This window comes from Aristophania vespae (assembly GCF_009906835.1).
In the GTDB taxonomy this organism is placed as follows: Bacteria; Pseudomonadota; Alphaproteobacteria; order Acetobacterales; family Acetobacteraceae; genus Aristophania; species Aristophania vespae.
Genome location: NZ_CP047652.1, coordinates 1,541,498 through 1,564,607, shown reverse-complemented (window position 1 = coordinate 1,564,607; position 23,110 = coordinate 1,541,498). Strand labels below are relative to the sequence as shown.

Annotated in this window: 19 protein-coding genes, 1 tRNA gene and 1 pseudogene; 8 read left to right on the top strand and 13 right to left on the bottom strand. The window is 45.3% G+C overall.

What is annotated here, in order from left to right; all coding sequences use genetic code 11:
* Positions 1–95: 95 nt before the first annotated feature.
* A complete protein-coding gene (locus tag GT348_RS07015; RefSeq protein ID WP_236646459.1) occupies positions 96–683 on the top strand; it encodes an HdeD family acid-resistance protein in 588 nt (195 codons plus the stop codon).
* Positions 684–743: 60 nt separating this feature from the next.
* Here the strand turns inward: GT348_RS07015 and trpA are convergent, their stop codons facing one another.
* The 3 genes from trpA to GT348_RS07000 all read right to left on the bottom strand — a co-directional run bounded on the left by trpA (position 744) and on the right by GT348_RS07000 (position 5,601).
* Positions 744–1,556, bottom strand: coding sequence for a tryptophan synthase subunit alpha (gene trpA, locus GT348_RS07010; RefSeq protein WP_160619088.1), 813 nt, complete (start codon positions 1,554–1,556; stop codon positions 744–746).
* A gap of 14 nt (positions 1,557–1,570) precedes the next feature.
* On the bottom strand, positions 1,571–2,794 hold the full coding sequence (trpB, locus tag GT348_RS07005; protein WP_160619087.1) for a tryptophan synthase subunit beta: 1,224 nt from the start codon (positions 2,792–2,794) through the stop codon (positions 1,571–1,573).
* Between the two features lie 89 nt (positions 2,795–2,883).
* Entirely contained in the window at positions 2,884–5,601 is a 2,718-nt protein-coding gene (locus GT348_RS07000) for a 2-oxoglutarate dehydrogenase E1 component (protein WP_160619086.1), read from the bottom strand.
* Positions 5,602–5,741: 140 nt separating this feature from the next.
* Between GT348_RS07000 and GT348_RS06995 the strand changes: the two genes are divergently transcribed.
* The 3 genes from GT348_RS06995 (at position 5,742) to hemH (ending at position 8,620) form a co-directional block, all read left to right on the top strand.
* Entirely contained in the window at positions 5,742–6,380 is a 639-nt protein-coding gene (locus GT348_RS06995; RefSeq protein WP_201740039.1) for a 2OG-Fe(II) oxygenase family protein, read from the top strand.
* Positions 6,381–6,504: 124 nt separating this feature from the next.
* Positions 6,505–7,545 carry an aspartate-semialdehyde dehydrogenase gene (locus GT348_RS06990; RefSeq protein ID WP_160619085.1) on the top strand — a complete coding sequence of 347 codons (1,041 nt, stop codon included), beginning with the start codon at positions 6,505–6,507 and terminating at the stop codon, positions 7,543–7,545.
* 49 nt (positions 7,546–7,594) lie between these two features.
* Entirely contained in the window at positions 7,595–8,620 is a 1,026-nt protein-coding gene (hemH, locus tag GT348_RS06985; protein ID WP_160619084.1) for a ferrochelatase, read from the top strand.
* A gap of 50 nt (positions 8,621–8,670) precedes the next feature.
* On the opposite strand, the gene GT348_RS06980 is transcribed toward hemH, so the two are convergent.
* The 10 genes from GT348_RS06980 to dnaK all read right to left on the bottom strand — a co-directional run bounded on the left by GT348_RS06980 (position 8,671) and on the right by dnaK (position 19,012).
* Positions 8,671–9,039: a hypothetical protein gene (locus GT348_RS06980; RefSeq protein ID WP_160619083.1), complete on the bottom strand. Its 369-nt coding sequence runs from the start codon at positions 9,037–9,039 to the stop codon at positions 8,671–8,673.
* Positions 9,040–9,138: 99 nt separating this feature from the next.
* Positions 9,139–9,215: transfer RNA gene (locus GT348_RS06975), tRNA-Pro, on the bottom strand.
* Positions 9,216–9,333: 118 nt separating this feature from the next.
* Positions 9,334–10,245, bottom strand: a complete 912-nt coding sequence (locus GT348_RS06970; RefSeq protein WP_160619082.1) for an electron transfer flavoprotein subunit alpha/FixB family protein — start codon at positions 10,243–10,245, stop codon at positions 9,334–9,336.
* Positions 10,242–10,994, bottom strand: coding sequence for an electron transfer flavoprotein subunit beta/FixA family protein (locus tag GT348_RS06965; protein ID WP_160619485.1), 753 nt, complete (start codon positions 10,992–10,994; stop codon positions 10,242–10,244). The genes GT348_RS06970 and GT348_RS06965 overlap by 4 nt, the downstream gene beginning before the upstream one ends.
* Positions 10,995–11,113: 119 nt before the next feature.
* Positions 11,114–12,775, bottom strand: a complete 1,662-nt coding sequence (locus GT348_RS06960) for an electron transfer flavoprotein-ubiquinone oxidoreductase (protein ID WP_201740038.1) — start codon at positions 12,773–12,775, stop codon at positions 11,114–11,116.
* A gap of 62 nt (positions 12,776–12,837) precedes the next feature.
* Positions 12,838–13,545 carry a tRNA (guanine(46)-N(7))-methyltransferase TrmB gene (gene trmB, locus GT348_RS06955; RefSeq protein WP_160619081.1) on the bottom strand — a complete coding sequence of 236 codons (708 nt, stop codon included), beginning with the start codon at positions 13,543–13,545 and terminating at the stop codon, positions 12,838–12,840.
* Positions 13,546–13,641: 96 nt separating this feature from the next.
* A complete protein-coding gene (metK, locus tag GT348_RS06950) occupies positions 13,642–14,826 on the bottom strand; it encodes a methionine adenosyltransferase (protein ID WP_160619080.1) in 1,185 nt (394 codons plus the stop codon).
* A gap of 174 nt (positions 14,827–15,000) precedes the next feature.
* Positions 15,001–15,759 carry a 4-hydroxy-tetrahydrodipicolinate reductase gene (gene dapB, locus GT348_RS06945; RefSeq protein ID WP_160619079.1) on the bottom strand — a complete coding sequence of 253 codons (759 nt, stop codon included), beginning with the start codon at positions 15,757–15,759 and terminating at the stop codon, positions 15,001–15,003.
* A gap of 69 nt (positions 15,760–15,828) precedes the next feature.
* Positions 15,829–16,962: a molecular chaperone DnaJ gene (gene dnaJ / locus GT348_RS06940; RefSeq protein WP_160619078.1), complete on the bottom strand. Its 1,134-nt coding sequence runs from the start codon at positions 16,960–16,962 to the stop codon at positions 15,829–15,831.
* Positions 16,963–17,104: 142 nt separating this feature from the next.
* Entirely contained in the window at positions 17,105–19,012 is a 1,908-nt protein-coding gene (dnaK, locus tag GT348_RS06935) for a molecular chaperone DnaK (protein WP_160619077.1), read from the bottom strand.
* A gap of 516 nt (positions 19,013–19,528) precedes the next feature.
* Between dnaK and GT348_RS09775 the strand changes: the two are divergent.
* From GT348_RS09775 to GT348_RS06920, 4 genes and pseudogenes are all read left to right on the top strand, one after another.
* A pseudogene (locus GT348_RS09775) lies at positions 19,529–20,529 on the top strand (hypothetical protein).
* 20 nt (positions 20,530–20,549) lie between these two features.
* Entirely contained in the window at positions 20,550–21,740 is a 1,191-nt protein-coding gene (locus GT348_RS06925) for a glycosyltransferase family 4 protein (protein ID WP_160619076.1), read from the top strand.
* Between the two features lie 166 nt (positions 21,741–21,906).
* Positions 21,907–22,077, top strand: coding sequence for a hypothetical protein (locus tag GT348_RS09185; protein ID WP_201740086.1), 171 nt, complete (start codon positions 21,907–21,909; stop codon positions 22,075–22,077).
* Positions 22,077–23,063 carry a DMT family transporter gene (locus GT348_RS06920; RefSeq protein ID WP_160619075.1) on the top strand — a complete coding sequence of 329 codons (987 nt, stop codon included), beginning with the start codon at positions 22,077–22,079 and terminating at the stop codon, positions 23,061–23,063. The genes GT348_RS09185 and GT348_RS06920 overlap by 1 nt, the downstream gene beginning before the upstream one ends.
* The last annotated feature ends 47 nt before the right edge of the window (positions 23,064–23,110 follow it).

Sequence of the window (23,110 nt, the reverse complement as noted above, 5' to 3'; positions counted from 1 at the left end):
TTAATGGTGCTTACATCAAGATACCAGTCTAAGGCTAGTTTTCATTAACCAAGCCTTAGAAAAAGGTATATTACCGATATTATAAGGTTGAAGATATGGATGAGTCGAATCGTTTTAGGAATCTATCAGATGGGATGGCCCGTGTTGGCTTAAAGCCAGGCTGGTTTATCGGCATGGGAATCGCCATGTTAATCTTGGGGATTCTAGCTTTTATTGATGCTTTTAGCGTCACTTTGGCAAGTACAATTGTGCTCGGTATTCTGCTAATGGCAGGGGGCGTGATTCAATTTGTGCAAGGGATTGCGCATTTTAAAAATAGAATGATGGGGCGCTGGGTAAATCTTCTTATTGGCTTTTTTATTATTCTTGCAGGGCTCATTTTGTGTGCTGAGCCAATTGCAGGTTCACAGATTTTGACAGCCTTTTTAGCAGGTTTGCTCGTTTTAGGTGGTTTTAGTAAAATTTTCTGGGCTGTTAACCAGCGTGATCACGCACCTGACTGGTGGGTTGCCGCTTTTGGGGGTGCTATTACGCTTGTTGTTGGTATATTGCTCTATTGGTATCTGCCCTGGTCTGGCTTTTTCTTTATCGGTACATTGATCGCTATAGAACTTTTGGTAGCAGGGCTTTCATCCTTGCTTTTCGGCTTGGGTTTACGCCGTGTCCGAAAAGAAGGGTTTTAAGAAAAACCACTCTAAGCCACGCTCAAAAAAGAGCGCGGCTTTTCCATAATATGAGCGACCTTAGGATCGGACGGCTTCTGCTAACTTTTTAAGAGACTGGATAACGGTGGGGATTGTTTTTGAAGTGGCTTTGCCATCTTCCAAAGTGCCTGCCATCTCTTTAATGAGAGCAGAAGCTACCACGGCACCATCGCTAATATGAGAAGCAGATCTTGCCTGTTCGGGGGTGGCGATGCCAAAACCTGTTATGACGGGAAGATTTGTGACTTTGCGTAATCTACCCATCGACTGACGAAGTTGTTCCTCAGTAGCGCTATTTGTACCCGTAATGCCGGTAATGCTCACATAATATATAAAACCAGACGCTTCTTTTAATGTTAGTTCAAGCCGGTCCTCGGGGGTGTTAGGTGTAGTAAGGTGAATTAAATCAAGCCCTTTACTTTTGGCAGATGCACGAACATCTTTTGCTTCCTCAAAAGGGAGATCGACAATTATCAGCCCATCAACACCAGCTTTAGCGGCTTCTTCTAAAAAACGTTCTGTCCCGAACTGTTCTATAGGGTTCAGATACCCCATAAGTATCAGAGGGGTATTATCGTTATTTCGACGAAAATCGGCCACCATGTCCAGAATTCTAGATAAAGTTGCACCCGCTTTAAGGGCACGTTTGGCCGCGAGCTGGATGGTAGGGCCATCTGCGGCGGGGTCTGAAAATGGTACTCCAATTTCTATAATATCACCGCCATTTTGGGCCATTTCTGCCAGAAGCTTCTTAGAAGTTTCATAGTCAGGGTCAAAGGCCTCAAGATAGGGAATTAAAGCACCGCGTCCCTGAGCTTTGAGAGCGGCAAAACAGGCTGAAATACGGCTCATAAGATCGCTGTTCCTTACAGTTTTACACCAAGGTGAGCCGCAACTGTGGGGACATCTTTATCGCCGCGGCCTGAAATATTAACAATCAAGATTTGATCTTTGCTCATTTTAGGGGCTAACTTTTGAGCATAAGCCACAGCGTGAGCGCTTTCGAGGGCAGGGATAATACCTTCTTTGTGCGTGAGAATTTGGAAGGCATCTAAAGCTTCCTTATCCGTAGCACTGACATAATTTACCCGCCCAATATCATTAAGCCATGAATGTTCAGGTCCGATACCTGGATAATCTAACCCAGCGCTGATGGAATGGGCCTCTTCAATTTGACCATGTTGATCTTGAAGCAAATATGTACGATTGCCGTGCAAAACACCTGGTCTTCCGCGTGAAATTGAGGCCGCTAATTTTCCGCTCTCAAGCCCTAGTCCTGCGGCTTCAACACCATAGAGTGCCACTTCTGCATCATCAAGAAAGGGGTGGAAAATGCCCATAGCATTTGAGCCGCCACCAATAGCGGCAATAATACCATCAGGCAGGCGTCCTGTCTGTTCCTGAATTTGCTGGCGGGCTTCGGTACCGATAACTGACTGAAAATCGCGGACCATAGCAGGGTAAGGGTGAGGCCCAGCGACCGTGCCTACAAGAAAATAAGTGTCTTCTACGTGAGCAACCCAGTCACGCATGGCTTCATTCATGGCGTCTTTTAACGTTCCAGCCCCTGAAGTTACGGCCTTAACCTCAGCACCTAAAAGATGCATGCGAAAAACATTGGGTTTTTGACGTTCAACATCTGTTGCACCCATATAAATTACGCATTTAAGCCCGAAAAGAGCGCAAACTGTTGCCGTAGCAACGCCATGTTGCCCTGCACCCGTTTCTGCCACAATACGTGTTTTACCCATACGGCGTGCTAACAGAATTTGGCCCATCACGTTATTTAATTTATGCGACCCCGTATGATTGAGATCTTCACGCTTGAGATAAATTTGTGCACCGCCAATTGTCTCGCTTAAATGTTTAGCGTGCCATAGGGGGCTGGGCCGCCCAACATAATCACGCAAATGAAGTTTAAGCTCTGCGTGAAATTCTGGGTCTGTTTTGGCAGTTTCATAAGCTTTTTCAAGCTCAATCATGAGGGGCATGAGGGTTTCTGCAACAAATCGCCCACCATAAGGACCAAAATGGCCTGAAAGATCGGGTCCAGTGCGGAGAGAATTTGACTTTAAATGTGATGAGGTCATTATAAATCTTTCTCAATAAAATTTTGGTTCATAACAAACATTTCGTTTATTGAATTTGCCCATCGGAAAAGGCCTCTTATATGAGGGTGTCAGCTCATTTTTAAAGAAAGGGCTTTTTGAAGAAGAGCTTTCTGTTCGGCCTGATGGATGCTGAGTGATCCAGTTGCAGGAGATGCAGAGGCTGCTCGCCCTACATAGTCAAGTTTCTTAACAGGATGTTGTGCCGTCCTAAGCACTTTTTCTATCCTTCGATTGACAAACTGCCAAGCGCCTCCATTGTGAGGTTCTTCCTGGCACCATATGATTTCACGTGCTTGAGGGTGTTTTTGGAATATCTCGATAAGAGCGTGGTGAGGGAATGGATAAAGCTGCTCAATACGTATGAGAGCAGTTCTGGACTGAATACCGTTATTCTTTTGGGCCTCTTCTCTAGCTTGGAAAAGGTCATAATAAACCTTTCCTGAGCAAACTATTATGCGATCTGCATCCTGTGTGATGAGTGGATCGGCAAGTACAGGTTGAAAACGTGTTTGAGGCCCCATTTCCGCTAAAGAGGACACAGTTAATCGGTTTCGCAAAAGCGACTTCGGACTGAAAATAATAAGCGGTTTACGGCAGCGACGTATAATTTGCCGTCTTAAAGCATGGAAGTAATTAGCAGGAGTAGATGGCCAGCAAACCCGAAGATTATTTTCTGCGCTAAGTTGTAAGTATCTTTCAGGTCGGGCTGAAGAATGTTCTGGTCCAGCACCCTCATAGCCATGAGGTAATAAAAGCGTCAAACCTGAGCTATGGAGCCATTTCGTCTCGCCAGAAGCAAGGAACTGATCAATGATGATTTGTGCTCCGTTGGAAAAATCACCAAATTGAGCTTCCCAAGCTGCTAAAGCCTCGGGGTTGCCAAGACTATAACCATATTCAAAGCCAAGCACAGCGTATTCTGAAAGAGGGGAGTTCCAAATATCAACAGGTGCCTGACGGTGGTTTATATGAGCTAAAGGTGTGAAATTTCTGCCTGTATTTTGATCAGTCAAAACAGCATGACGTTGTGTAAAAGTACCTCGTCCGCAATCCTGGCCAGAAAGACGAACAGGGTGGCCATCAAGTGCTAATGTGCCAAAAGCAAGGGCTTCTGCCGTAGCCCAATCAATCGGACTTCCTTCATTTACACTCTGAGTGCGGCTTTCTAGTTGGCGCTTTAAGCGGGGATGAAGTGTAAAATCAGATGGTATTTTGCTTAAAAAGTGACCAACTTCGCGCAAGCGTGTCAGAGGCACGCCAGTCATAGGCTGTAAACGTTCTGGCTTATCTAGCAAGCGTGTTGGGTCAATAGGACCATCACCAAACCAGTTATGGCTATTAAATTCGTAACTGGCTGAGCGATCAAACCCATTGAGTAAAATATTTTTATAGCTCTGTTCTTTTTGAGCTAAAAGCTCAGTGGTCAGAGAGCCTTTTTGTATTAGCTTTTGTCCAAAACGCTGTTTTACACCTGGTTGAGCTTGTATAGCCTTAACCATGAGTGGCTGGGTAAAAGCAGGATCGTCAGTTTCGTTGTGACCATTTCGACGATAGCACTGAATATCAATAACGATGTCACGTTTGAACTGACGCTGCCACTGATAGGCTAAATCAGTGCAACGGGCGACTGCCTCAGCATCATCACCATTAACATGGAGGATAGGAGCAGCAACAGACTTGGCTACATCCGTGTTCCAGTATCCCGAATAAGCATTTTGCTGTGAAGTGGTAAAACCAATTTGGTTATTAACAATAAAATGGATCGTGCCCCCTGTACGGTAACCCTCTAACTGAGAGAGTTGGAGGGTTTCATAAACGACACCCTGACCTGCAAAGGCGGCATCACCATGGATCATGACAGCGAGATGCTGGTTTCTTTCTTTATCTTTTCTTGAATCCTGTAAGGCGCGAACCCGGCCCAGAATGACGGGACCAATGGCCTCAAGGTGTGAGGGATTGGGTAAAAGAGATAATTCTATATCATGGTCATGAAGCGTTAAGTGCGTGGAAGTGCCTAGATGATATTTCACATCGCCTGAAACAGATATGCCAGGTGGCTGAAAAGTTTTTCCCGCAAATTCACTAAATATAGCGGCCAAATCTTTATGTAGAATATTGGCCATTACATTGAGGCGCCCACGGTGAGACATGCCAAAACTAATGGTTTTAACCTTACGAAGAGCGGCGTTATTTACGAGCGAGCGTAAAGCGACAATCAAGCTTTCTCCGCCCTCCAGGCCAAAGCGGCGCACACCAGGGTAACGCTGCTGGCAAAAGGCTTCAAACTCCTCTGCTGCAATCAGAGCTGCCAGAATATCTTCGTCAGAAAGTGATGGAGAGGCATAAGAGGATTCTAACTGATCAATCCACCATTGACGTTCTTGTGGGGATAAAAGATGCATGAATTCTGCACCAATTGTTCCGCAGTAAAAACGTCTGTAACGTGCTTGAAGATCTGGATCAGCATCGGGGAAAAAGAGAGCATCTTCACCCCGCTTTATTTGCATATTGAGTGGGTCAAGTTGGGCCTGTAAATGCCCAAAAGTGCGATAAGCGGTTTTGAGCGAGTCGTCACTAATCTGGCGTAATAGATTTTTTTTGTCCGAAAAATCTTCCAGCGTGAAGGGATTATCATCGCCCAGATTAGAGAAAAGAGTTGCATAAGCGCGATCTACCGACTGGGGATCTTTTAGCCAACGGCTGTGAAGCTCGCTAAGATAGGCGACATTTTCACTATTCATCGCATCGCGATTATTTAATAGGCCAGTTAGCGGGCTTTTACTCATAGCAAACCTATATTCTTTCCCTAATTAGGGCATGATTTACCCCATTATAGCGTGAAGAGAAACCTTTAGGGCGTTTCTTAACGTAAGCTTCACCTTAAAGCTTGCCAAGGGTGCAGAAACAGAGATAGCGTTATCCTATCATGGAAAAGATTATTCTTCATTATGAGGCGGTTGAACAAGCACCTCTTCAAAATGCTCCTTGCCCTCATCTGATTGTTCCTTCCTTTTTGCAAGGAGATACGTTGGAGCAAATGGTGAGTCTTTTTCCCGAGATTCATTCCGGCGGATCTTTTGCTCCCGAATCTCTTGATTTCCACCCCAGTTTCGAGGCTTTTTTAAAAGAATTTCAGGGTGACAGGTTGAAAAATATTGTCAGTCGGAAGTTTGGTCTAAATTTGCAAAAAGCCCCATCTATGCTGACATTGCGTGGCCAAACGCGTGATAAAGATGGTCAAATTCATCGTGATAGTCGTTCAAAACGCGTAACTTTATTACTTTATATGAATTCCAAAGAGAAAGATTGGTCATCTCATCAAGGGTGCCTGCGCTTTACAAATGGCCCTGATCATATTGAGGATTACGCAGTCGAAGTGCCTCCTAAAGGAGGAACTCTGGTGATTTTTCCTAATCACCCTAAGAGTTGGCACGGACATTTGCCCTATAATGGGCCGCGTTGCACCATCCAGCTTAATTATATGGGTGCAAACTGGCGCACGTCTTTAGAAAAAAAGCGACATGAGCTTTCGGCTTTCTGGAAACGTTTTACTAAAAAAACATAAAAAATTGCTTCTTTACTCTAGTGACTTAAGCATTAATGTGCTTGCGTTAAAAGTTAATAGTTAGTCCCAGTTTTGCCGCTAGGTTTTAAAGCCTTAAGCGATGATGTGCGAAGGAGAGAATAAGATGGGGTACAGAGTAGCTGTCGCGGGTGCGACGGGAGCGGTCGGGCGTGAGTTGCTCCGTATTCTTGCGGAACGTAACTTTCCTGCTGATGAGATTGTGGCTCTAGCTTCATCACGCTCAGTAGGAAAAGAAGTCTCTTTTGGAGATAAAAAAATCCTAAAAGTCCAAAATCTTGAAACATTTGATTTTCATGGTTGGGATTTGGGCCTTTTTTCTCCTGGTGGGGCTGTTTCTGCAATTTATGCCCCTAAAGCAGCTGCCGCACATTGTATGGTCGTAGATAATACGTCTCACTTCCGTATGGAGCCAGGCGTTCCGCTTGTTGTACCAGAGGTTAATGCGACGGCGCTGCAAAAAGCAAAAAAAGGAATTATCGCTAATCCTAACTGCTCTACAGCACAAATGGTTGTGGCTTTAAAACCGCTCCATGAGCTTTTTAAGATTCGTCGTGTTGTGGTGTCTACCTATCAGGCAGTTTCTGGGGCAGGTAAGACAGGTATGGATGAATTATTTACCCAAACGCGCGGTAGTTTCGTCCATGACCCTATCGAAGCCAAGCAATTTACAAAGCAAATCGCTTTTAATGTCATTCCTCATATCGATCGCTTTTTAGAAGATGGGTCGACAAAAGAAGAATGGAAAATGGCGGTCGAGACACGAAAAATTCTTGATCCTGATATTCAGGTTCTAGCGACTTGTGTAAGGGTGCCTGTTTTTATTGGTCACTCCGAAGCGATTTCGATTGAATGTGAAAGACCAATTGATTTGCGTAAAGCTCAAGAAGCATTACGTCACGCACCGGGCGTTATTTTACGTGATGAGCGTGAAGATGGGGGTTATGTCACGCCGGTTGAGTGTGTAGGTGAAGATGACACTTACGTTTCTCGCCTGCGTATTGATCCCACTGTAGAAAATGGGCTCGCCTTCTGGTGTGTTTCGGACAATCTCCGCAAAGGGGCAGCGTTAAATGCAGTGCAGATCGCTGAGAGCCTGGTAGAGCAAAAATTACTCGGCAAAAATTCACCACTCTGGAAAAACTAAGCATAGTTTTAGTTTTTTTTGCCTTGGGAGGGGTACATAGTCATTTATTATGACATATTTTATCAATCCCCTCCCGCATTCATCATCTTCGTCTGAAGGACGGGTTGGTGTTCTTCTCATTAATCTTGGCACACCTGAGGCTACGGATTATTTTTCTGTTCGTCGCTATTTGAAAGAATTTCTGTCAGATCGGCGCGTAGTAGAAATGCCCCCTCTTTTATGGCAGCCTATATTACAAAGCTTTGTTCTGACGAGGCGGCCCTTTAAAACGGGTAAAAACTATAAACGTATATGGAACCGAGCAGAAAATGCCTCTCCTCTACGCGTCTATACGGAACGCCAGGCTTATGAACTAGCGGCCCGGTTTGAAAAAGAGTCTATCCCGGTCGGATGGGCAATGCGTTATGGCAAACCTTCTATCGAAGAAGCCGTGTCACAGCTTATGCGACAGGGTTGTGATCGTATTATTAGCCTGCCTCTTTATCCTCAATATTCTGCTTCTACGACAGCAACAGCACAGGATCAGCTTTTTCGCTATTTGATGCGGCTCAGGCGTCAGCCATCAATTGTTACTGTGCCGTCTTTTCCTGATCATCCTATTTTTATTAAAGCATTGGCAGAGTCGGTAAAAAAGCATTTAGGTACTCTGGATTTTAAGCCGCAGCGACTCATAATATCTTTTCATGGGGTACCAGAATTTTTTATCAAAAAAGGTGATCCCTACCAGGATGAGTGCTTCCGTACTGCCGAGGCTTTGAGAGAAGAGCTAGGTTTGACCGAAGAGCAGGCCCCTGTAACATTTCAATCCCGTTTTGGGCCAACAGAATGGATAAAACCTTATACAGCGCCTTTTGTACAGTCTTTGCCTCAAAAGGGTATTACAAAAATTGCTGTCATCACACCTGGCTTTATGACTGATTGTATCGAAACGCTTGATGAAATTGGGCGTGAGCTACGTGAGGAGTTTTTGGAAGTGGGCGGCCAGGATTTTGCTTATATTCCTTGCCTCAATGAGTCTGAAGGCACGATAGATCTGCTCGAAGCATTATCACGTCATGCTCTAAAAGCTTTTTAAGGGAAAAATCCCTGCTTTTTTGAAACAAAGCAGGGATATTTTTTTAAAGATTAATGAGCAGCTCGTTGTGCAGGAGCATTTTCTGATTCTGGATGTTCAGAATCATACCATTGTGCTTTCTGGCTTATAGACTCCTTGCTATTATGGCTCTGCCACCAGCTTTTATGGTCATTACCATCTGCTGCATGTTCTTTATCCCACAAAGCTGCTTTTTCTTTTAGAGATTTCCGATATTTGTGGCGTTGATACATACCCACAGCACATCCACCTACAGCACCAATCACACCATGGTGGTTAGCCAAATGACCACCTACAGCGCCAGCAGCGCCATATTTCAGGCATCCGCCAGGTTCAGCAATAGCTGGTGTAGCGCCCATAAGCGCCATAGCTGCTAAAAAACCACATAATTTGCGTGACATATTTTTTCCTCTCTAAAGGCAGAAAAATCTGACTCATTTAGAACGCTCTACCATAAGAGAAGAAAATTGATCGTAAAAAGGATGTTAAAAAATTTTACATGGTCGGAGTAAGAGGATTCGAACCTCCGGCCCCTGCGTCCCGAACGCAGTGCTCTACCAGGCTGAGCTATACTCCGCACTCAGGCAATTTTCCTACTCTGCTGTTGTAAGATGTGCAAGGGCTGAGAGACATTAATTAAAAAGGCTTCTGCTATGAAAAGCAGAAGCCTTTTTAATGACTCAGTCTAGAAAAGCTTAAAGAGCTTTCTCTAGAGCAGGTAAAATCTCAAAAAGATCACCCACTATCCCGTAATCAGCCACTTTAAAAATAGGAGCTTCAGGATCCATATTTACAGCAACGATGACACGGCTATCTTTCATGCCAGCAAGGTGCTGTATAGCGCCAGAAAGTCCTACAGCTATATATAACTCAGGAGCGACCACTTTACCTGTTTGCCCGACTTGCATTTCATTGGGAGCAAAACCGGCATCCACAGCGGCACGAGAAGCGCCAATGGCAGCACCGAGTTTATCTGCAATAGGTGCTAGGAGACGGTCAAAATTAGCAGCGTCCTTGAGACCTTTTCCACCCGAAATAATAATCTGTGCAGCTTCCAGTTCTGGGCGATCAGATTGTGAAAGCTCAACGCGTATAAAGCGCACATTTTTATGATCTTCAGGAGCTTCAATTGCCTCAATTGGTGCGTCAGCCTCTCCGTACTCTGTGGCATCAAAGTTTGAGCCACGTACAGTTAATAACTTAATGTTATCACCCGACTGAACTGTGGCCAGGGCATTGCCTGCGTAAATGGGGCGGATAAAAGTGTTGTCATCTATAATGGAGATGACATCAGAGATAGGCTGCACTTCTAAAAGCCCGGCCGCACGTGGGAGAATATTTTTCCCTACGGCCGAAGAAGCCGCCACAATATGACTGTAATGGGGAGCCAGTTGCGCTAATAAAGCCGCAGTTGGTTCAGCTAAGGGATGTTTTAAGTTCGTGACATGCAGGACTTTACGAACGTCTTTAAGCTTAGAGGCAGCTTCTGCGCCATCACCGATAACTAAAAGATCAACCTCACCGAACGAGCGGGCCGCCGTCAGAGCTGAACGAGAAGCCTGGCGGATTTTCCCCTGTTCAGTTTCGATCAGAACAAGTGCGGTCATGAGATCACCTTTGCTTCTGTTTTTAGCTTTGTAACCAGCTCGTGGGGCGTTTCAACAATAATACCTGCCTTACGTTCTGCAGGCTCTTCCACCTTCACAATTTTTAGATGTGGGGTGAGATCAATTGAAAGACTATCAGCTTCAATTGTCTCTAAAGGCTTTTTGCGAGCCTTCATGATGTTAGGAAGAGAGGCATAACGTGGCTCATTAAGGCGAAGATCTGCCGTGATAACTGCGGGAAGAGGTAACGAAAGTACTTCAATTCCTCCATCAATCTCACGGGCTACTTCGGCGCTACCATCGGCGATTGTAATTTTGCTGGCAAATGTGGCTTGCGGCCAACCAAGCATAGCCGCAAGCATTTGACCCGTAGCATTCATATCATCGTCAATAGCCTGTTTGCCCATACTAACAAGACCAGGCTGTTCGCGTTCGATCATTACTTTCAGAATCTTTGCCACTGCCAAAGGTTCCAACAAAGCATCTGTGCGAACCAAAATAGCGCGGTCTGCACCCATGGCCATTGCAGTGCGCAATGTGTCCTGAGCAGCTTGAGGGCCGATCGAAATGGCGACCACCTCTGTAGCTGCCTTTTGCTCACGTAATCTTATGGCTTCTTCAAGGGCAATTTCGTCGAAAGGATTGATCGACATCTTTACGCCTTGTGTTTCTACACCACTACCATCAGCCGCTACACGCGGTTTGATGTTATAATCAACAACCCGTTTAACGGGGACAAGAACTTTCATTGTCATCTTTCGTCGCTGTCGCCGCTGAGAAAATTTTCTTAAGACTATCGCGTCTTTAAGGAAATGTCACATCATCCTGCATGAAAAGACATTTAATCATTCAGGCTTGGCGCTAAACCTTACATGCCAGAGGAATAATTAGGCCCGCTCCCTCCTTCAGGAGGAACCCATTTAATGTTTTGAGATGGATCTTTAATATCGCACGTTTTGCAATGTACGCAATTTTGTGCGTTGATCCTTAAACTCTCATTCCCGCTTCCATCATTTTCTACTTCATAAACACCGGCGGGACAATAACGCGATTCTGGAGAGGCAAAATGTCGTAAATTGACCTCTTTCCATAAAGTTTTATTGAGTAATTGAAGATGGACGGGCTGGTCTTCATCGTGGCTTATATTGCTTAGAAAAACTGAACTGGCACGGTCAAATGTCAGTCTATTATCAGCTTTAGGATAAGGAGAGTTTATAAACTGTGCTGCACGGTATAAAGATTCATTATCTGCGCGTTTGTGATGTAGTGTCCAGGGTGCATTGCCCCGCAAGAACAGGCTATCAATACCGCTATAAACTGCTCCTTTGAGCAAGCCCCATTTAGAAAAAGCAGGCCGAATGTTGCGGGCTTTATATAGTTCTTTCCAAAGCCATGATTCTTTGAGCTTGGGAAGATAGGTTCTTGCTTCTACTGAATTGTCCTTAAGAGCCTCTATAACAGCTTCCGCTGCAATAATGCCTGATTTCATGGCAGTGTGAGTGCCTTTGATTTTTGGCATATTTAAAAAGCCAGCGCTATCACCTGTAAGCACACCACCAGGGAAAGCCAGTTCAGGAATTGATTGAAATCCACCTTCGGAAAGAGCACGAGCCCCGTAGCTAATACGCCGCCCACCCTCGAGATGATAGCTAAATGAGCGATGTAATTTAGTGCGCTGCATTTCTTCAAAGGGAGAAAGCCAGGGATTAGAATAGTCTAGGCCTGTGACAAAACCATAGCTAACTAGATTTTCTCCAAAATGATAGAGAAAAGCTCCACCATAAGTTTGTGTATCTAAAGGCCAACCAAAACTATGCTGAACAAAACCGGGGCGGTGCTTCTCTTTGGGGATTTCCCAAACTTCTTTAATGCCTAACCCGTATGTTTGTGGGTCACATTTTGCGCGTAAGTTATAATAATGAATGGCATGTTCACTAAGAGAGCCTCTTGCTCCTTCAGCTAAAATAACTTGTTTTGCCCGTAAAATCATACCTGGTGTAAAATCAGGCTTTTTAGTTCCGTCGCGCGCAATGCCCATGTCACCTGTAACAATACCGCATACGCGTCCATTTTCAATGTGAAGATGACGGCCTGAAAAGCCTGGATAAATTTCAACACCCAGAGCCTCAGCCTGTTCACCAAGCCAGCGACATAAATCGCCGAGAGATACTACATAATTTCCCCGATTATCCATTTGAGGCATGACAAAATGAAAAGCAGGAATAGGGAAGGCTTTGTCCTTTGTGAGGAAAAGAAGTCTTTCTTCAGACACAGTTACATTAAGCGGGGCGCCACGATTTTGCCAATCAGGGAAAAGCTCCGCTAATGATTTTGCTTCGATAACAGCACCAGAGACAATGTGGGCACCAATTTCGCTGCCTTTTTCTAACAGGCATACTGATAGGTCAGGATTGAGCTGACGAAGCTTGATTGCGGCACTTAACCCTGCCGGCCCCCCGCCGACGACCACAACGTCAAATTCCATTTCTTCGCGTTCAATGTGGTTTTCCGCTGTTAAAGGCTGCGTCATTTAGGAAATACTCCATATGGTCTGTAAGGTTCGATGAGGCGGAAGCACCGATGAGTTTTAACTTAGGCGCGGCGTACAAAAGTCCAGTAAAAAGGTTGCCTGCCTTCACGAAAGGCTTTGGCTTCGTAACGTGTTGGAGACCAGCTTTCTGGTCGTTCCTGTGTGAATGATTTAAGCTCAAAATATGGCTGACTGCTCATGACCTCTGTGACCCACTCTTGGTAAACAGGGTGATCACTGGCAATGCGCCATTCTGCATCTTTTTTTAACAAACGAGCCAAATGTGCAATATTTACTGGGTGCACAAAACGCCTTTTGGCATGGCGTGATTTTGGCCATGGGTCTGGAAACATTAAATAAGCCCGATCAAGAGACTGGTCGGGAAGTTCCTTCATTAAAAGGCGTGCATCATCAGTCCAGAGGCGTAAGTTGGCTGGAACTTCGCCTTCGCTTTCTTCGCCTTCAGAAACAACACGTGATAAGAGGGAACAAATGCCGTTTTCAAAAACCTCTGAAGCAATATAGCCCACATCTGCGTGACGTTCTGACTGGTCGAGTGCATGCTCTCCACCACCGAAGCCAATTTCTAGAAAAATTTTTGAAACAGGGCGTGAAAACCCTTCAAGGGGGTTCTTAAACGCATCAAAGCTCATACGAGGCAGCGTCTTATCAAGTAATATCTGTTGTCTCGCCCTTAGAGGATGGCCTCTTTGGCGGCCATAAAGGCGTTCAGGTTGCGGTTTTAGATCGTCAAACAACTGGGCCGTCATGTCTAAACTAACTAGTAAAAAATATCCCCCTTTCTTTGTAAGAAGAAAGGGGAATAATGAATATATTATTGTCTAAATGAGAGAGATTTTCTCACATTAGCGATTAAGAGCACTTTTTAGGCTTTCAACCAGGTCTGTATTTTCCCAGGTGAAATTATCTAGTGCCGTGTCAGGCACGCGACCAAAATGCCCGTAAGATGAAGTCTTGGTGTAAATAGGGCGGTTAAGCCTTAAATGTTTACGAATCCCACGGGGTGAGAGATCCATAATTTCATTTAATATAACACCGAGTCTTTCTTCATTAACATCGCGACCTGTGCCGTCCAAATCAACATAAACTGACAATGGACGAGAAACACCGATAGCATAGCTAAGCTGAATGGTGCAGCGGTCAGCTAAATCTGCTGCAACAACATTTTTCGCTAAATAGCGTGCGGCATAGGCAGCAGAACGGTCAACTTTTGTAGGATCCTTACCCGAAAAAGCACCGCCACCATGAGGAGCTGCACCGCCATAAGTGTCAACAATGATCTTGCGGCCTGTTAAGCCGGCATCACCATCGGGACCACCAATAACGAATATGCCTGTAGGATTAACATAGAAGCTATCCTCTGGGCACGTCCAGCCTTCTGGCAACACTTCGCCTACGGTCTCACGAACCATTTCACGAATTCTGTCTTGGCTCATATTGGCTTCATGCTGAGTAGAAACCACAATGGATGTTACGCCTACAGGCTTGCCATCAACGTAGCGTAATGTGACCTGGCTTTTTGCGTCAGGGAGCAAGCCTTTTCCAAGTTCATTTCCGCTTCTACGATGGTCGCGCAGACGCTCTAAAATATTGTGAGCGTAAAAAATCGGTGCTGGCATTAAATGTTCGGTTTCACGCGTGGCAAAGCCAAACATGATACCTTGGTCGCCGGCACCTTCATCTTTATCGCTGCTGCTATCAACGCCAACAGCAATATCTACTGACTGTGCATGAAGAAAAGACTGAATATCGGCCTTTTTCCAGGAAAAACCTTCCTGATCATAGCCAATATCTTTGATAGCAGCCCGCGCACGATCAATCAGCGTTTTCTCAACGGCTTCAGGGCCACGAACTTCACCAGCTAATATTACGCGGTTTGTTGTGACGAGCGTTTCACACGCGACGCGTGCTTCAGGATCGGCTTCAAGATAAGCATCAAGCACCGTATCGGAGATACGGTCAGCTACTTTATCCGGATGACCTTCAGAGACAGATTCGGAAGTAAAAAGAAAATCGCCATTATTGCGCACTCAGGGACCTCACAGGGAATGAGTGGAGAAAAAAGCTGATTCCGTGACTCCCCAGAAAAGGGAGCCACCACAGCATCAAGGAATATATCGCTTGACGTAAATGTGACCAACGGTCAAGAGGGTAAAGACTTAAAGATAGGTGTATATGCAACTATCTTATAATTTTTACTCTAATCAAGCAGTGTTCTTTTTCACTACATCACTCATCGTATAGAGTCCAGCCGGCTTATGATTTGCCAGCCAAAAAGCAGCTTGTAGGGCACCGCGGGCAAAGACACGTCGATCAAGAGCTTTGTGTGAAAGAGTGATTTCTTCATCGGAGGTGAGAAAACGTAAATCATGCTCACCAATCACCTGGCCACCGCGTAAAGAAGCAAATCCAATAGCTCCGTCAGGGCGTTTCCCATTTTGGTCTAGCCTCTTAACGCTGTCAAAATCGACCTGCCTTCCGTTGGCTACGGCGCGGCCAATAGCGAGGGCTGTTCCTGAAGGCGCATCAAGTTTTTGGCGATGATGTGTTTCAAGAATTTCGGCATCGTAATCAGGCAAGGATGCCGCAAGTTGTTGGGCAAGGTCGAGCAGCATTGTTAAAGCTGGAGAAAAATTAGCTGCCTGTAAAATAGCTATTTTTTTTGAAGCTTCTGCAATAGCGTCTTGTGCCTGCTGATCGAGCCCTGTTGTGCCCAATACCCACGCACAGCCAGCTTGTGCAAAAGCTTTAGCATGGGCCGTAACCAGGCTCGCATGGCTTACATCAATTATCACGTCACATTTTGACGCAAGCAGCGAGGGTGTTGATACGATAGAGCGTGAAGGGTCTGCATGACGAGAAAGCCCACCTACAAGGTGAGGGCCAGCTTCTTCAGCACAGAGGGAACCAAGCCGGCCTGTAATACCGGCAATACCAATTTTAGGGGATTCGATGTTTCTCATGAAACGACTCTTGCCTCACTGTGAAAGAGAGGCAAGAGGTAAAGTCATTTTATGGCCTAAAATTATGAATTAGGAGCCTTCAAAAAACTCTTTCACGCGCGCAAAAAAACCAGTGCTTTCAGGGCTGGCTTTTGCCTGATTGCCATTTTCCTGCTCAAATTCTTCAAGCAACTCACGTTGGCGTTTTGTAAGATGCTGAGGCGTCTCAATGCTCATTTGGAGATACATATCACCACGTGCCTTAGAGTGCAGGACAGAGAATCCTTTTCCTCTCAGGCGTAATGTTTCTCCACTTTGTGTCCCGGCAGGAATTTTTACTTTTGCTGAAGAACCATCAATAACAGGGACTTCAATTTCCGTGCCAAGGGCTGCCTGCGTCATACGTAGTGGAACACGGCAATAAATATGAGCACCTTCACGTTGGAAGAGGTCGTGAGACTCTACTGAAACCAGCACATATAAATCACCCGGCTGGATATTGCCGCTACCAGCTTCCCCTTTGCCAGCAAGCCTAATTCTGGTGCCATCTTCAATACCGGCAGGAATATCAATATTAACTGTTGAGGTAGCAGCTTCTGTTCCACTGCCGTGGCAGGTGTGACACGGTTTTTCAACAGTTTGCCCCGTCCCCTGACAGGTAGGGCATGGGCGTTCTACTAAGAAAAAGCCTTGTTGTGCACGAACGACACCGCGGCCGTGGCAGCTTGGACATGTTGTTTTAGCACTATTGGGGTCAGCAGATCCTGTCCCGTGACACGTTGAGCAGCTGACACGTGTTTTGACAGAAACCTCTTTTTTTACCCCAGTAAAGGCTTCTTTTAAGCTGACTTCGACCTGGATCTGAATATCAGCAGCGCTTCTTTGAGTTGAGCCGCGGCGCCCGCCCATTCCGAACATTTGTTCAAAAATATCGCCAAGTCCGCCAGCATCGAAACCGCCAAACCCACCAAAACCTCCGCCACCACCGGAGCCACCCTCAAAGGCAGCATGGCCATAACGGTCATAGGCAGCACGTTTCTCTTCATCACGGAGGACTTCGTAAGCGGCATTAATTTCTTTAAATTTCTGCTCAGCCTCTTTGTCGCCAGGGTTGCGATCAGGGTGATATTGCATAGCCTTCTTGCGGAAAGCTTTTTTTAACTCGTCCTGACTGGCGGTGCGTGAGACGCTAAGTGCTTCGTAATAGTCGATTTTCGTGACCATGTCGGCTTTCAATTACTCATTTCAAAGAAAAGAATATGTTAATCTTTTATGGTGAAAAAAGGGCGTCTAATCCATAAAAAGAATCAGACGCCCAGTTCCAGAGGGCTAAGTTAATGTCTAACACTAGCCCTTTTCGACGAAATTATTTCTTTTTATCGTCATTATTGTTGATTTCTTCAAAATCAGCATCGACGACATTTTCTTCGTCTTTCTGAGCGTGAGCTTCTGCATCTTGTGGTGCTTCACCCTGAGCCTGATAGGCGGCCTGTCCAACCTTCATAGCAGCTTGTGTCAAGCGCTCTAAAGCTGCTTTCAAGGTCTCAAGATTATCGCCATTCAGTGCTTCACGAGCGGCTTTAATAGCTTCTTCTGCTTCAGACTTATCAGCCTCAGAAACTTTATCACCGACTTCGCTAAGTGATTTCTCAGTCTGATGGATCATTGACTCAGTGTTATTACGCTGCTCAACGAGTTCGCGGCGTGCTTTATCGGCTGATGCATTTTCTTCAGCATCTTTTACCATACGATCAATGTCAGCATCAGAAAGACCACCAGAAGCCTGAATACGAATCTGCTGCTCTTTATTTGTTGCTTTATCTTTTGCAGACACATTAACGATACCGTTAGCGTCAATATCAAAAGTGACTTCAATCTGCGGCACACCGCGTGGTGCTGGTGCGATACCCTGTAGGTCGAAATTGCCGAGTAATTTATTATCGGCAGCCATTTCGCGCTCACCCTGGAAGACTTTAATCGTCACGGCAGGTTGGTTATCTTCAGCCGTTGAGAAGGTCTGGCTCTTTTTGGTCGGAATGGTCGTATTACGATCAATCAGACGTGTAAAGACGCCCCCTAATGTCTCAATACCAAGAGAAAGCGGCGTAACGTCTAGAAGAAGAACGTCTTTAACGTCTCCTTTCAGAACAGCACCCTGAATGGCAGCACCAATAGCAACAACTTCGTCCGGGTTAACGTTACGGGCAGGTTCTTTACCAAAGAATTCTTTTACGGCATCAATCACGCGTGGCATACGTGTCATACCACCAACCAGGATTACTTCATTGATCTCTGATGTTGAAAGACCGGCATCTTTCAATGCTGCCTGACATGGTGCCAAGGTGCGTTTAACCAGCTCTTCAACGAGGCTTTCAAGTTTAGCGCGTGTTAAGCGTACAACAAGATGTTTGGGTCCAGAAGCATCGGCCGTGATGAATGGGAGGTTGACTTCTGTCTCTTTAGATGAAGATAGCTCGATTTTTGCTTTCTCAGCAGCTTCTTTCAGACGCTGAAGAGCCATTTTATCTGAGCGAAGATCGATTCCCTGTTCGCGTTTAAACTCATCGGCAAGGAAGTCGATGATTTTATTGTCAAAGTCTTCACCACCTAGGAATGTATCACCATTGGTGGATTTCACTTCAATCACGCCGTCAGAAATCTCAAGAATGGAGATATCGAACGTTCCGCCACCCAAGTCGTAAACGGCAACATGACCAGAATCGCGTTTCTCAAGTCCATAAGCGAGCGCAGCTGCTGTTGGCTCATTGATGATACGTTTAACGTCTAGTCCAGCAATACGACCAGCATCGCGTGTTGCCTGACGTTGGGCATCATTAAAGTAAGCAGGAACAGTGATAACGGCTTCTGTTACTTTTTCGCCAAGATAAGCCTCGGCTGTTTCTTTCATTTTGCCAAGAACGAAAGCAGAAATCTGTGACGGAGCGTAATCTTTACCTTGTGCACGCACCCAGGCATCGCCATTTTCGCCGCGAACAATCTCATAAGGGACCATGCCCTGGTCTTTTTTAACTGTCGCATCGTCAAAGCGCCGGCCAATAAGACGTTTAACAGCATAAAGCGTGTTTGTTGGGTTGGTTACAGCCTGGCGTTTTGCAGATTGCCCAACGAGTACTTCACCGCCATCAGTGAAAGCAATCATTGACGGGGTTGTGCGAGTTCCTTCGCTATTTTCGATGACTTTTGTTTCGTTACCCTCGCGTACAGCAACGCAGGAGTTGGTCGTACCGAGGTCAATACCAATAACTTTACTCATAAATCACAGTCCTTTCAGCGGTTACGCCTAACCCTCTCTAACCAGGCATTAGGTATAACCCTATATGACATTGCTGCTGAATCGCTTTATACGATCCAACGGCTTAGACTTGATCTAAGGAGGATATCGTTTTCTTTCAAGGGTAATTTTGAGGAAAAAAATACTCTTAACGCGTGCTTCATGAATGAAATCTGATTAAAAACTAATTTTATAGAGTTTACCTTTGTGGATGAAATTTTTATTCATCCTTTATTCTTATGCCTTTAGATTAGATCCAATTGAGGCATGCTAAGAGCGATATGCCCGTTCCGGCTTTATGTGGGGAGAGTTCCTATCTTATTGCGTTTTTTTACGGCTTGTAGATATAAACTGGCTTTATCCCTTTTATCTTTATCCAATATAGCCGGCATGCTGAGCTTTTTGAGCTTAGCCGGATGCATTACGCTTGGCCCTGGCCGCATGCAAAATGACCAGCTTGCTTATTCGCGTGCTTTGGGAGAGACGCAAAAGCGCGAAATGCTCCTTAATATTGTGCGTCGACGTTATGCTGATCCACCAACTTTTCTTGATACGACCCAGGTGATTGCGGGTTATAGTTTTTCTCGTAGTCTGTCGGGTGGTTATTATGGTTACCCGGCCGCAGCGGTCAGTAATTATCTTTTTGGTCAGGGCTCGATGTCTATGGCTGAAAATCCGACTATTACCTATCAGCCTCTGACGGGTCAGCAATATGCTGAGAATATTATCCGTCCGATTTCACCGACAGTCATTATGCCTCTTAGTCTTGGTGGAATGTCTATTGATACGCTGTTGCGGCTTACGGCACAGTCAATAGATGGTCTTTCTAATGTGCGCGGGTTAGGGGCAGGCCCTTTTGGAGGGGCTCTGTCAGATTTTATCTTTTGCTTCACGACTTGCGTCAGCTGCAAATTGCTGGCGCTATGACTATTCGTATTGCCAGTGAAGAAATAACACCTTCCGTTTCGGACAAACCTAAGAAATCTCCTAAAAATAGTGCAAGTGACGGTAATGCCGCAGGTAAGGGGGAGCATGTTTATTTAGTGCTTTCTAGTACATCAGATAACAGCCTTCTTGCTGTACAGCGTGAGGTAAGACGCCTTTTGCATTTAGCCCCAGGAGCTCAGGAAGCGGAGATTGTTTACGGCCCATATCCCAAGAAAGCAGGGCAAATTGCTATTTTAACACGTTCTATGCTGGCTATGCTTACTCAGCTTTCCTATGAGATGGAGGTACCAGAAGAAGATGTTCATTCTGGTCGCACGCCTCCTACAATTACTCAAGTCGGTATTGAAAGCAGGCCGGAAGTTATGATCCATTCAGGAAAGAGTCTTCCTGATGAGACTTACACAGCAGTGCATTATAAAAACCGCTGGTATTGGATAGATGACACTGATTTTCAGAGTAAAGAAGCTTTTACGATGATTCAGGTGATTAATGCACTGGCAGCAACAAGCCACAGCGCTGGGGCTATCGTAACAATTCCTGCTGGCGGATAGTAACTGGTGTTTAAAGATTCATGATAAAAACAAAGAAACCATGTATCTTACAGGTTCTTCCCAAGTTAGATGCGGGTGGTATCGAGCAAGGTACACTAGATATTGCTGAAGCGGTTGCAAAAGCAGGGGGGCGGGCTATCGTCGTGAGTGAAGGCGGTCGGCTGCTTCCTCGACTGCGCTTTGTGGGAGGAGAGCATGTCACGCTTTCCTTAAAAAAGTCGGCCTCACCTTTGGCTTATTTTCGAAATGTAAGGCGTTTAAGAAAAATCTGCGAAGAGTACCAGGTTGATTTGATTCATGCGCGTTCCCGCTATCCAGCCTGGGTGGCTTTAAAGACTGCTAAAAAAGAAAAAATTCCTTTCATTACAACATGGCATGGGGTGCATGATGCACACTCTGTAGCAAAGCGTATTTACAATTCTGTGTTGGTAAAAGGTGCGCTTGTTATTGCAGTTTCTCAGCACATTTCTCAAAAAATTCAGCATCAGTTTAAAATTGCAGAAAATAAGATAAAACTTATTCCACGTGGATGTGATGCTGATTTTTTCTGTCCAGAGTCCGTTTCTGGGACGCGCGTGCAAGCTCTTATTGAGCGTTGGTATATCCCCGAAGGGAGTCGCGTTATTCTCATGGCTGGGCGTTTAACCCCCTGGAAAGGGCAAAGTTTTTTAATTGAGGCATTAGCAGCTTTAAAAGATGATTTTAAAGAAGAATGGGTTTGCGTTTTAGCTGGCGTGGAAACAAAGGAAAAATTCGCGCGCAAGCTTCATATTCAGGCGCAAAAAGCAGGCATTGCTGATAGATTGCGCTTTGTAGGAAATTGTTCTGACATGCCTGCTGCTTATGCGGCAGCTGACGTGGTTGTAGTGCCGTCTCTCAAACCTGAACCTTTTGGGCGGGTCGCTATTGAAGCCCAAATGATGGGGCGCCCTGTTATAGGTACGCGTGAAGGCGGGTTGGCAGAAACGATTTTAGACAATCAGACTGGTATTTTAGTTGAGGCTAATGACGTCAAGGCTTTAAGAAATGCTTTAATAGATGTCCTTACTGCTGAAAGAGAAAATTTAGTTCACTTGGCGCAAATAGCTCGTCAGCATGCTTTGAAGTATTTTGCTAAAAACATCATGCAATCTGCCACATTAAAGATTTATGATGAAATCCTTAAAACGGATATGTATAATAAGTTTGCTAAGAAATTGGTTGACGAATAACAGAGTAAAAAACTCCTGTAATTTATCTTTTTTAAATTATAGGAATAGATAATCACTATATCGTGGGTCTAAAGGCTAAAAATTCAAATAAATCGTTATTGGTTTGGTGATAGAGTCATGTTAGAAGCCCAGCCACTTTATGGTGTTAATCGTGTGAGCTAAGCCAATGAAAAACCAAACGATTATAAAAGCCGACGCTCAAAAACAGCGCCAGGAGCGCCTTGAAAGAGAAGCGAAAGCTTTGAGGGCTAATCTTTTGCGCCGTAAGCAGCAGAAAAGGCTTCGTCCCACTGAAGAAGAACAGGCACGGCTTAGTTTGAAGGATTCTCTTTCTTAATGAATAAAATCCGTCTTCCTTTGCCTTCACGGCAGGAATTGGCCCTCATCATTGTTACAATGTTTTGGGGTGGCACTTACTATGTTCTTCATTTGGCCTTGCAGTCTAGCGGGCCTTTTTTTTTCGTTGCCGTGCGTTTTCTTTTTGCTGCGTTTTTTGTGGTGCTTCTCACGGGAACACGCTGTCTGGTAGGGATTACACGCAAAGAAATCATTAATGGCTCACTGATTGGTTTGGCTCTCGTTACCGGATATTTGCTGCAATTGCAGGGGTTGCTTACCATAAGCTCAAGCCGCTCTGCCTTTTTGACAGCACTCTATGTTCCTTTGGTGCCCTTAATGCAGTGGCTTTTTCTCAGAAAGCCGCCCCATTTTATGAGTATGTTGGGGTTAATCCTTGCCTTTATGGGATTGATGTTTTTAGCGGGGCCGCAAGGTGGGAAAATATCCTTAAGTCATGGTGATATTCTTACGATCATTGCGACTTTTGCATTTGCGATAGAGATTTTGCTGATTAGTCTTTATGCCCTTCAGGCTGATAGTCGTCGTATCACGATTGTGCAGCTCGTAGCGGGTGGTATTGTAGCCTTTATATGCATGCCTATTGCTGGAGAGAGTGCGCCGCATTTAGCGTGGGGATGGGTGCTTTGTGCTTTGGCTATGGGGTTGCTTAGTGCAGCTGTGCAGCTTGTCATGAATTGGGCACAAAAATCAGTCTCAGCAACGCGGGCAACTGTTATTTATTCTACCGAACCAATTTGGGGTGGAATTATCGGCAGTTTGATGGGGGAGGCACTACCATCAACTACAATTTTTGGCGCTTTTTTTATTATTTGTGGCGTGATAACGAGCGAGTTACGGCCTCGCTGGCCCGGCTTTCGCCGTACATTAAGAGGGGCAGTTGCGCGAGACCGTATGCCAGCAATGGCCGATATCATTATACGTTACCCTGAAGATCCACCGCGGGATTCATCTAAAAAGCCTTAATCATTGAACCCAGTCATAACATGGGTTAGAGCGGTAAAAGTTCCTAA

What these genes read in the sequence shown, in the direction of transcription:
- GT348_RS06980 (WP_160619083.1), bottom strand. Translation starts at nt 9,039, where the DNA reads ATGTCACGCAAATTATGTGGTTTTTTAGCAGCTATGGCGCTTATGGGC.
- GT348_RS06925 (WP_160619076.1), top strand. Translation starts at nt 20,550, where the DNA reads ATGATAAAAACAAAGAAACCATGTATCTTACAGGTTCTTCCCAAGTTA.
- dnaJ (WP_160619078.1), bottom strand. Translation starts at nt 16,962, where the DNA reads ATGGTCACGAAAATCGACTATTACGAAGCACTTAGCGTCTCACGCACC.
- GT348_RS06965 (WP_160619485.1), bottom strand. Translation starts at nt 10,994, where the DNA reads ATGAAAGTTCTTGTCCCCGTTAAACGGGTTGTTGATTATAACATCAAA.
- GT348_RS09185 (WP_201740086.1), top strand. Translation starts at nt 21,907, where the DNA reads ATGAAAAACCAAACGATTATAAAAGCCGACGCTCAAAAACAGCGCCAG.
- GT348_RS06960 (WP_201740038.1), bottom strand. Translation starts at nt 12,775, where the DNA reads ATGACGCAGCCTTTAACAGCGGAAAACCACATTGAACGCGAAGAAATG.
- trpB (WP_160619087.1), bottom strand. Translation starts at nt 2,794, where the DNA reads ATGACCTCATCACATTTAAAGTCAAATTCTCTCCGCACTGGACCCGAT.
- GT348_RS07000 (WP_160619086.1), bottom strand. Translation starts at nt 5,601, where the DNA reads ATGAGTAAAAGCCCGCTAACTGGCCTATTAAATAATCGCGATGCGATG.
- trpA (WP_160619088.1), bottom strand. Translation starts at nt 1,556, where the DNA reads ATGAGCCGTATTTCAGCCTGTTTTGCCGCTCTCAAAGCTCAGGGACGC.
- hemH (WP_160619084.1), top strand. Translation starts at nt 7,595, where the DNA reads ATGACATATTTTATCAATCCCCTCCCGCATTCATCATCTTCGTCTGAA.
- dnaK (WP_160619077.1), bottom strand. Translation starts at nt 19,012, where the DNA reads ATGAGTAAAGTTATTGGTATTGACCTCGGTACGACCAACTCCTGCGTT.
- GT348_RS06970 (WP_160619082.1), bottom strand. Translation starts at nt 10,245, where the DNA reads ATGACCGCACTTGTTCTGATCGAAACTGAACAGGGGAAAATCCGCCAG.
- GT348_RS07015 (WP_236646459.1), top strand. Translation starts at nt 96, where the DNA reads ATGGATGAGTCGAATCGTTTTAGGAATCTATCAGATGGGATGGCCCGT.
- GT348_RS06920 (WP_160619075.1), top strand. Translation starts at nt 22,077, where the DNA reads ATGAATAAAATCCGTCTTCCTTTGCCTTCACGGCAGGAATTGGCCCTC.
- dapB (WP_160619079.1), bottom strand. Translation starts at nt 15,759, where the DNA reads ATGAGAAACATCGAATCCCCTAAAATTGGTATTGCCGGTATTACAGGC.
- trmB (WP_160619081.1), bottom strand. Translation starts at nt 13,545, where the DNA reads ATGACGGCCCAGTTGTTTGACGATCTAAAACCGCAACCTGAACGCCTT.
- GT348_RS06995 (WP_201740039.1), top strand. Translation starts at nt 5,742, where the DNA reads ATGGAAAAGATTATTCTTCATTATGAGGCGGTTGAACAAGCACCTCTT.
- GT348_RS06990 (WP_160619085.1), top strand. Translation starts at nt 6,505, where the DNA reads ATGGGGTACAGAGTAGCTGTCGCGGGTGCGACGGGAGCGGTCGGGCGT.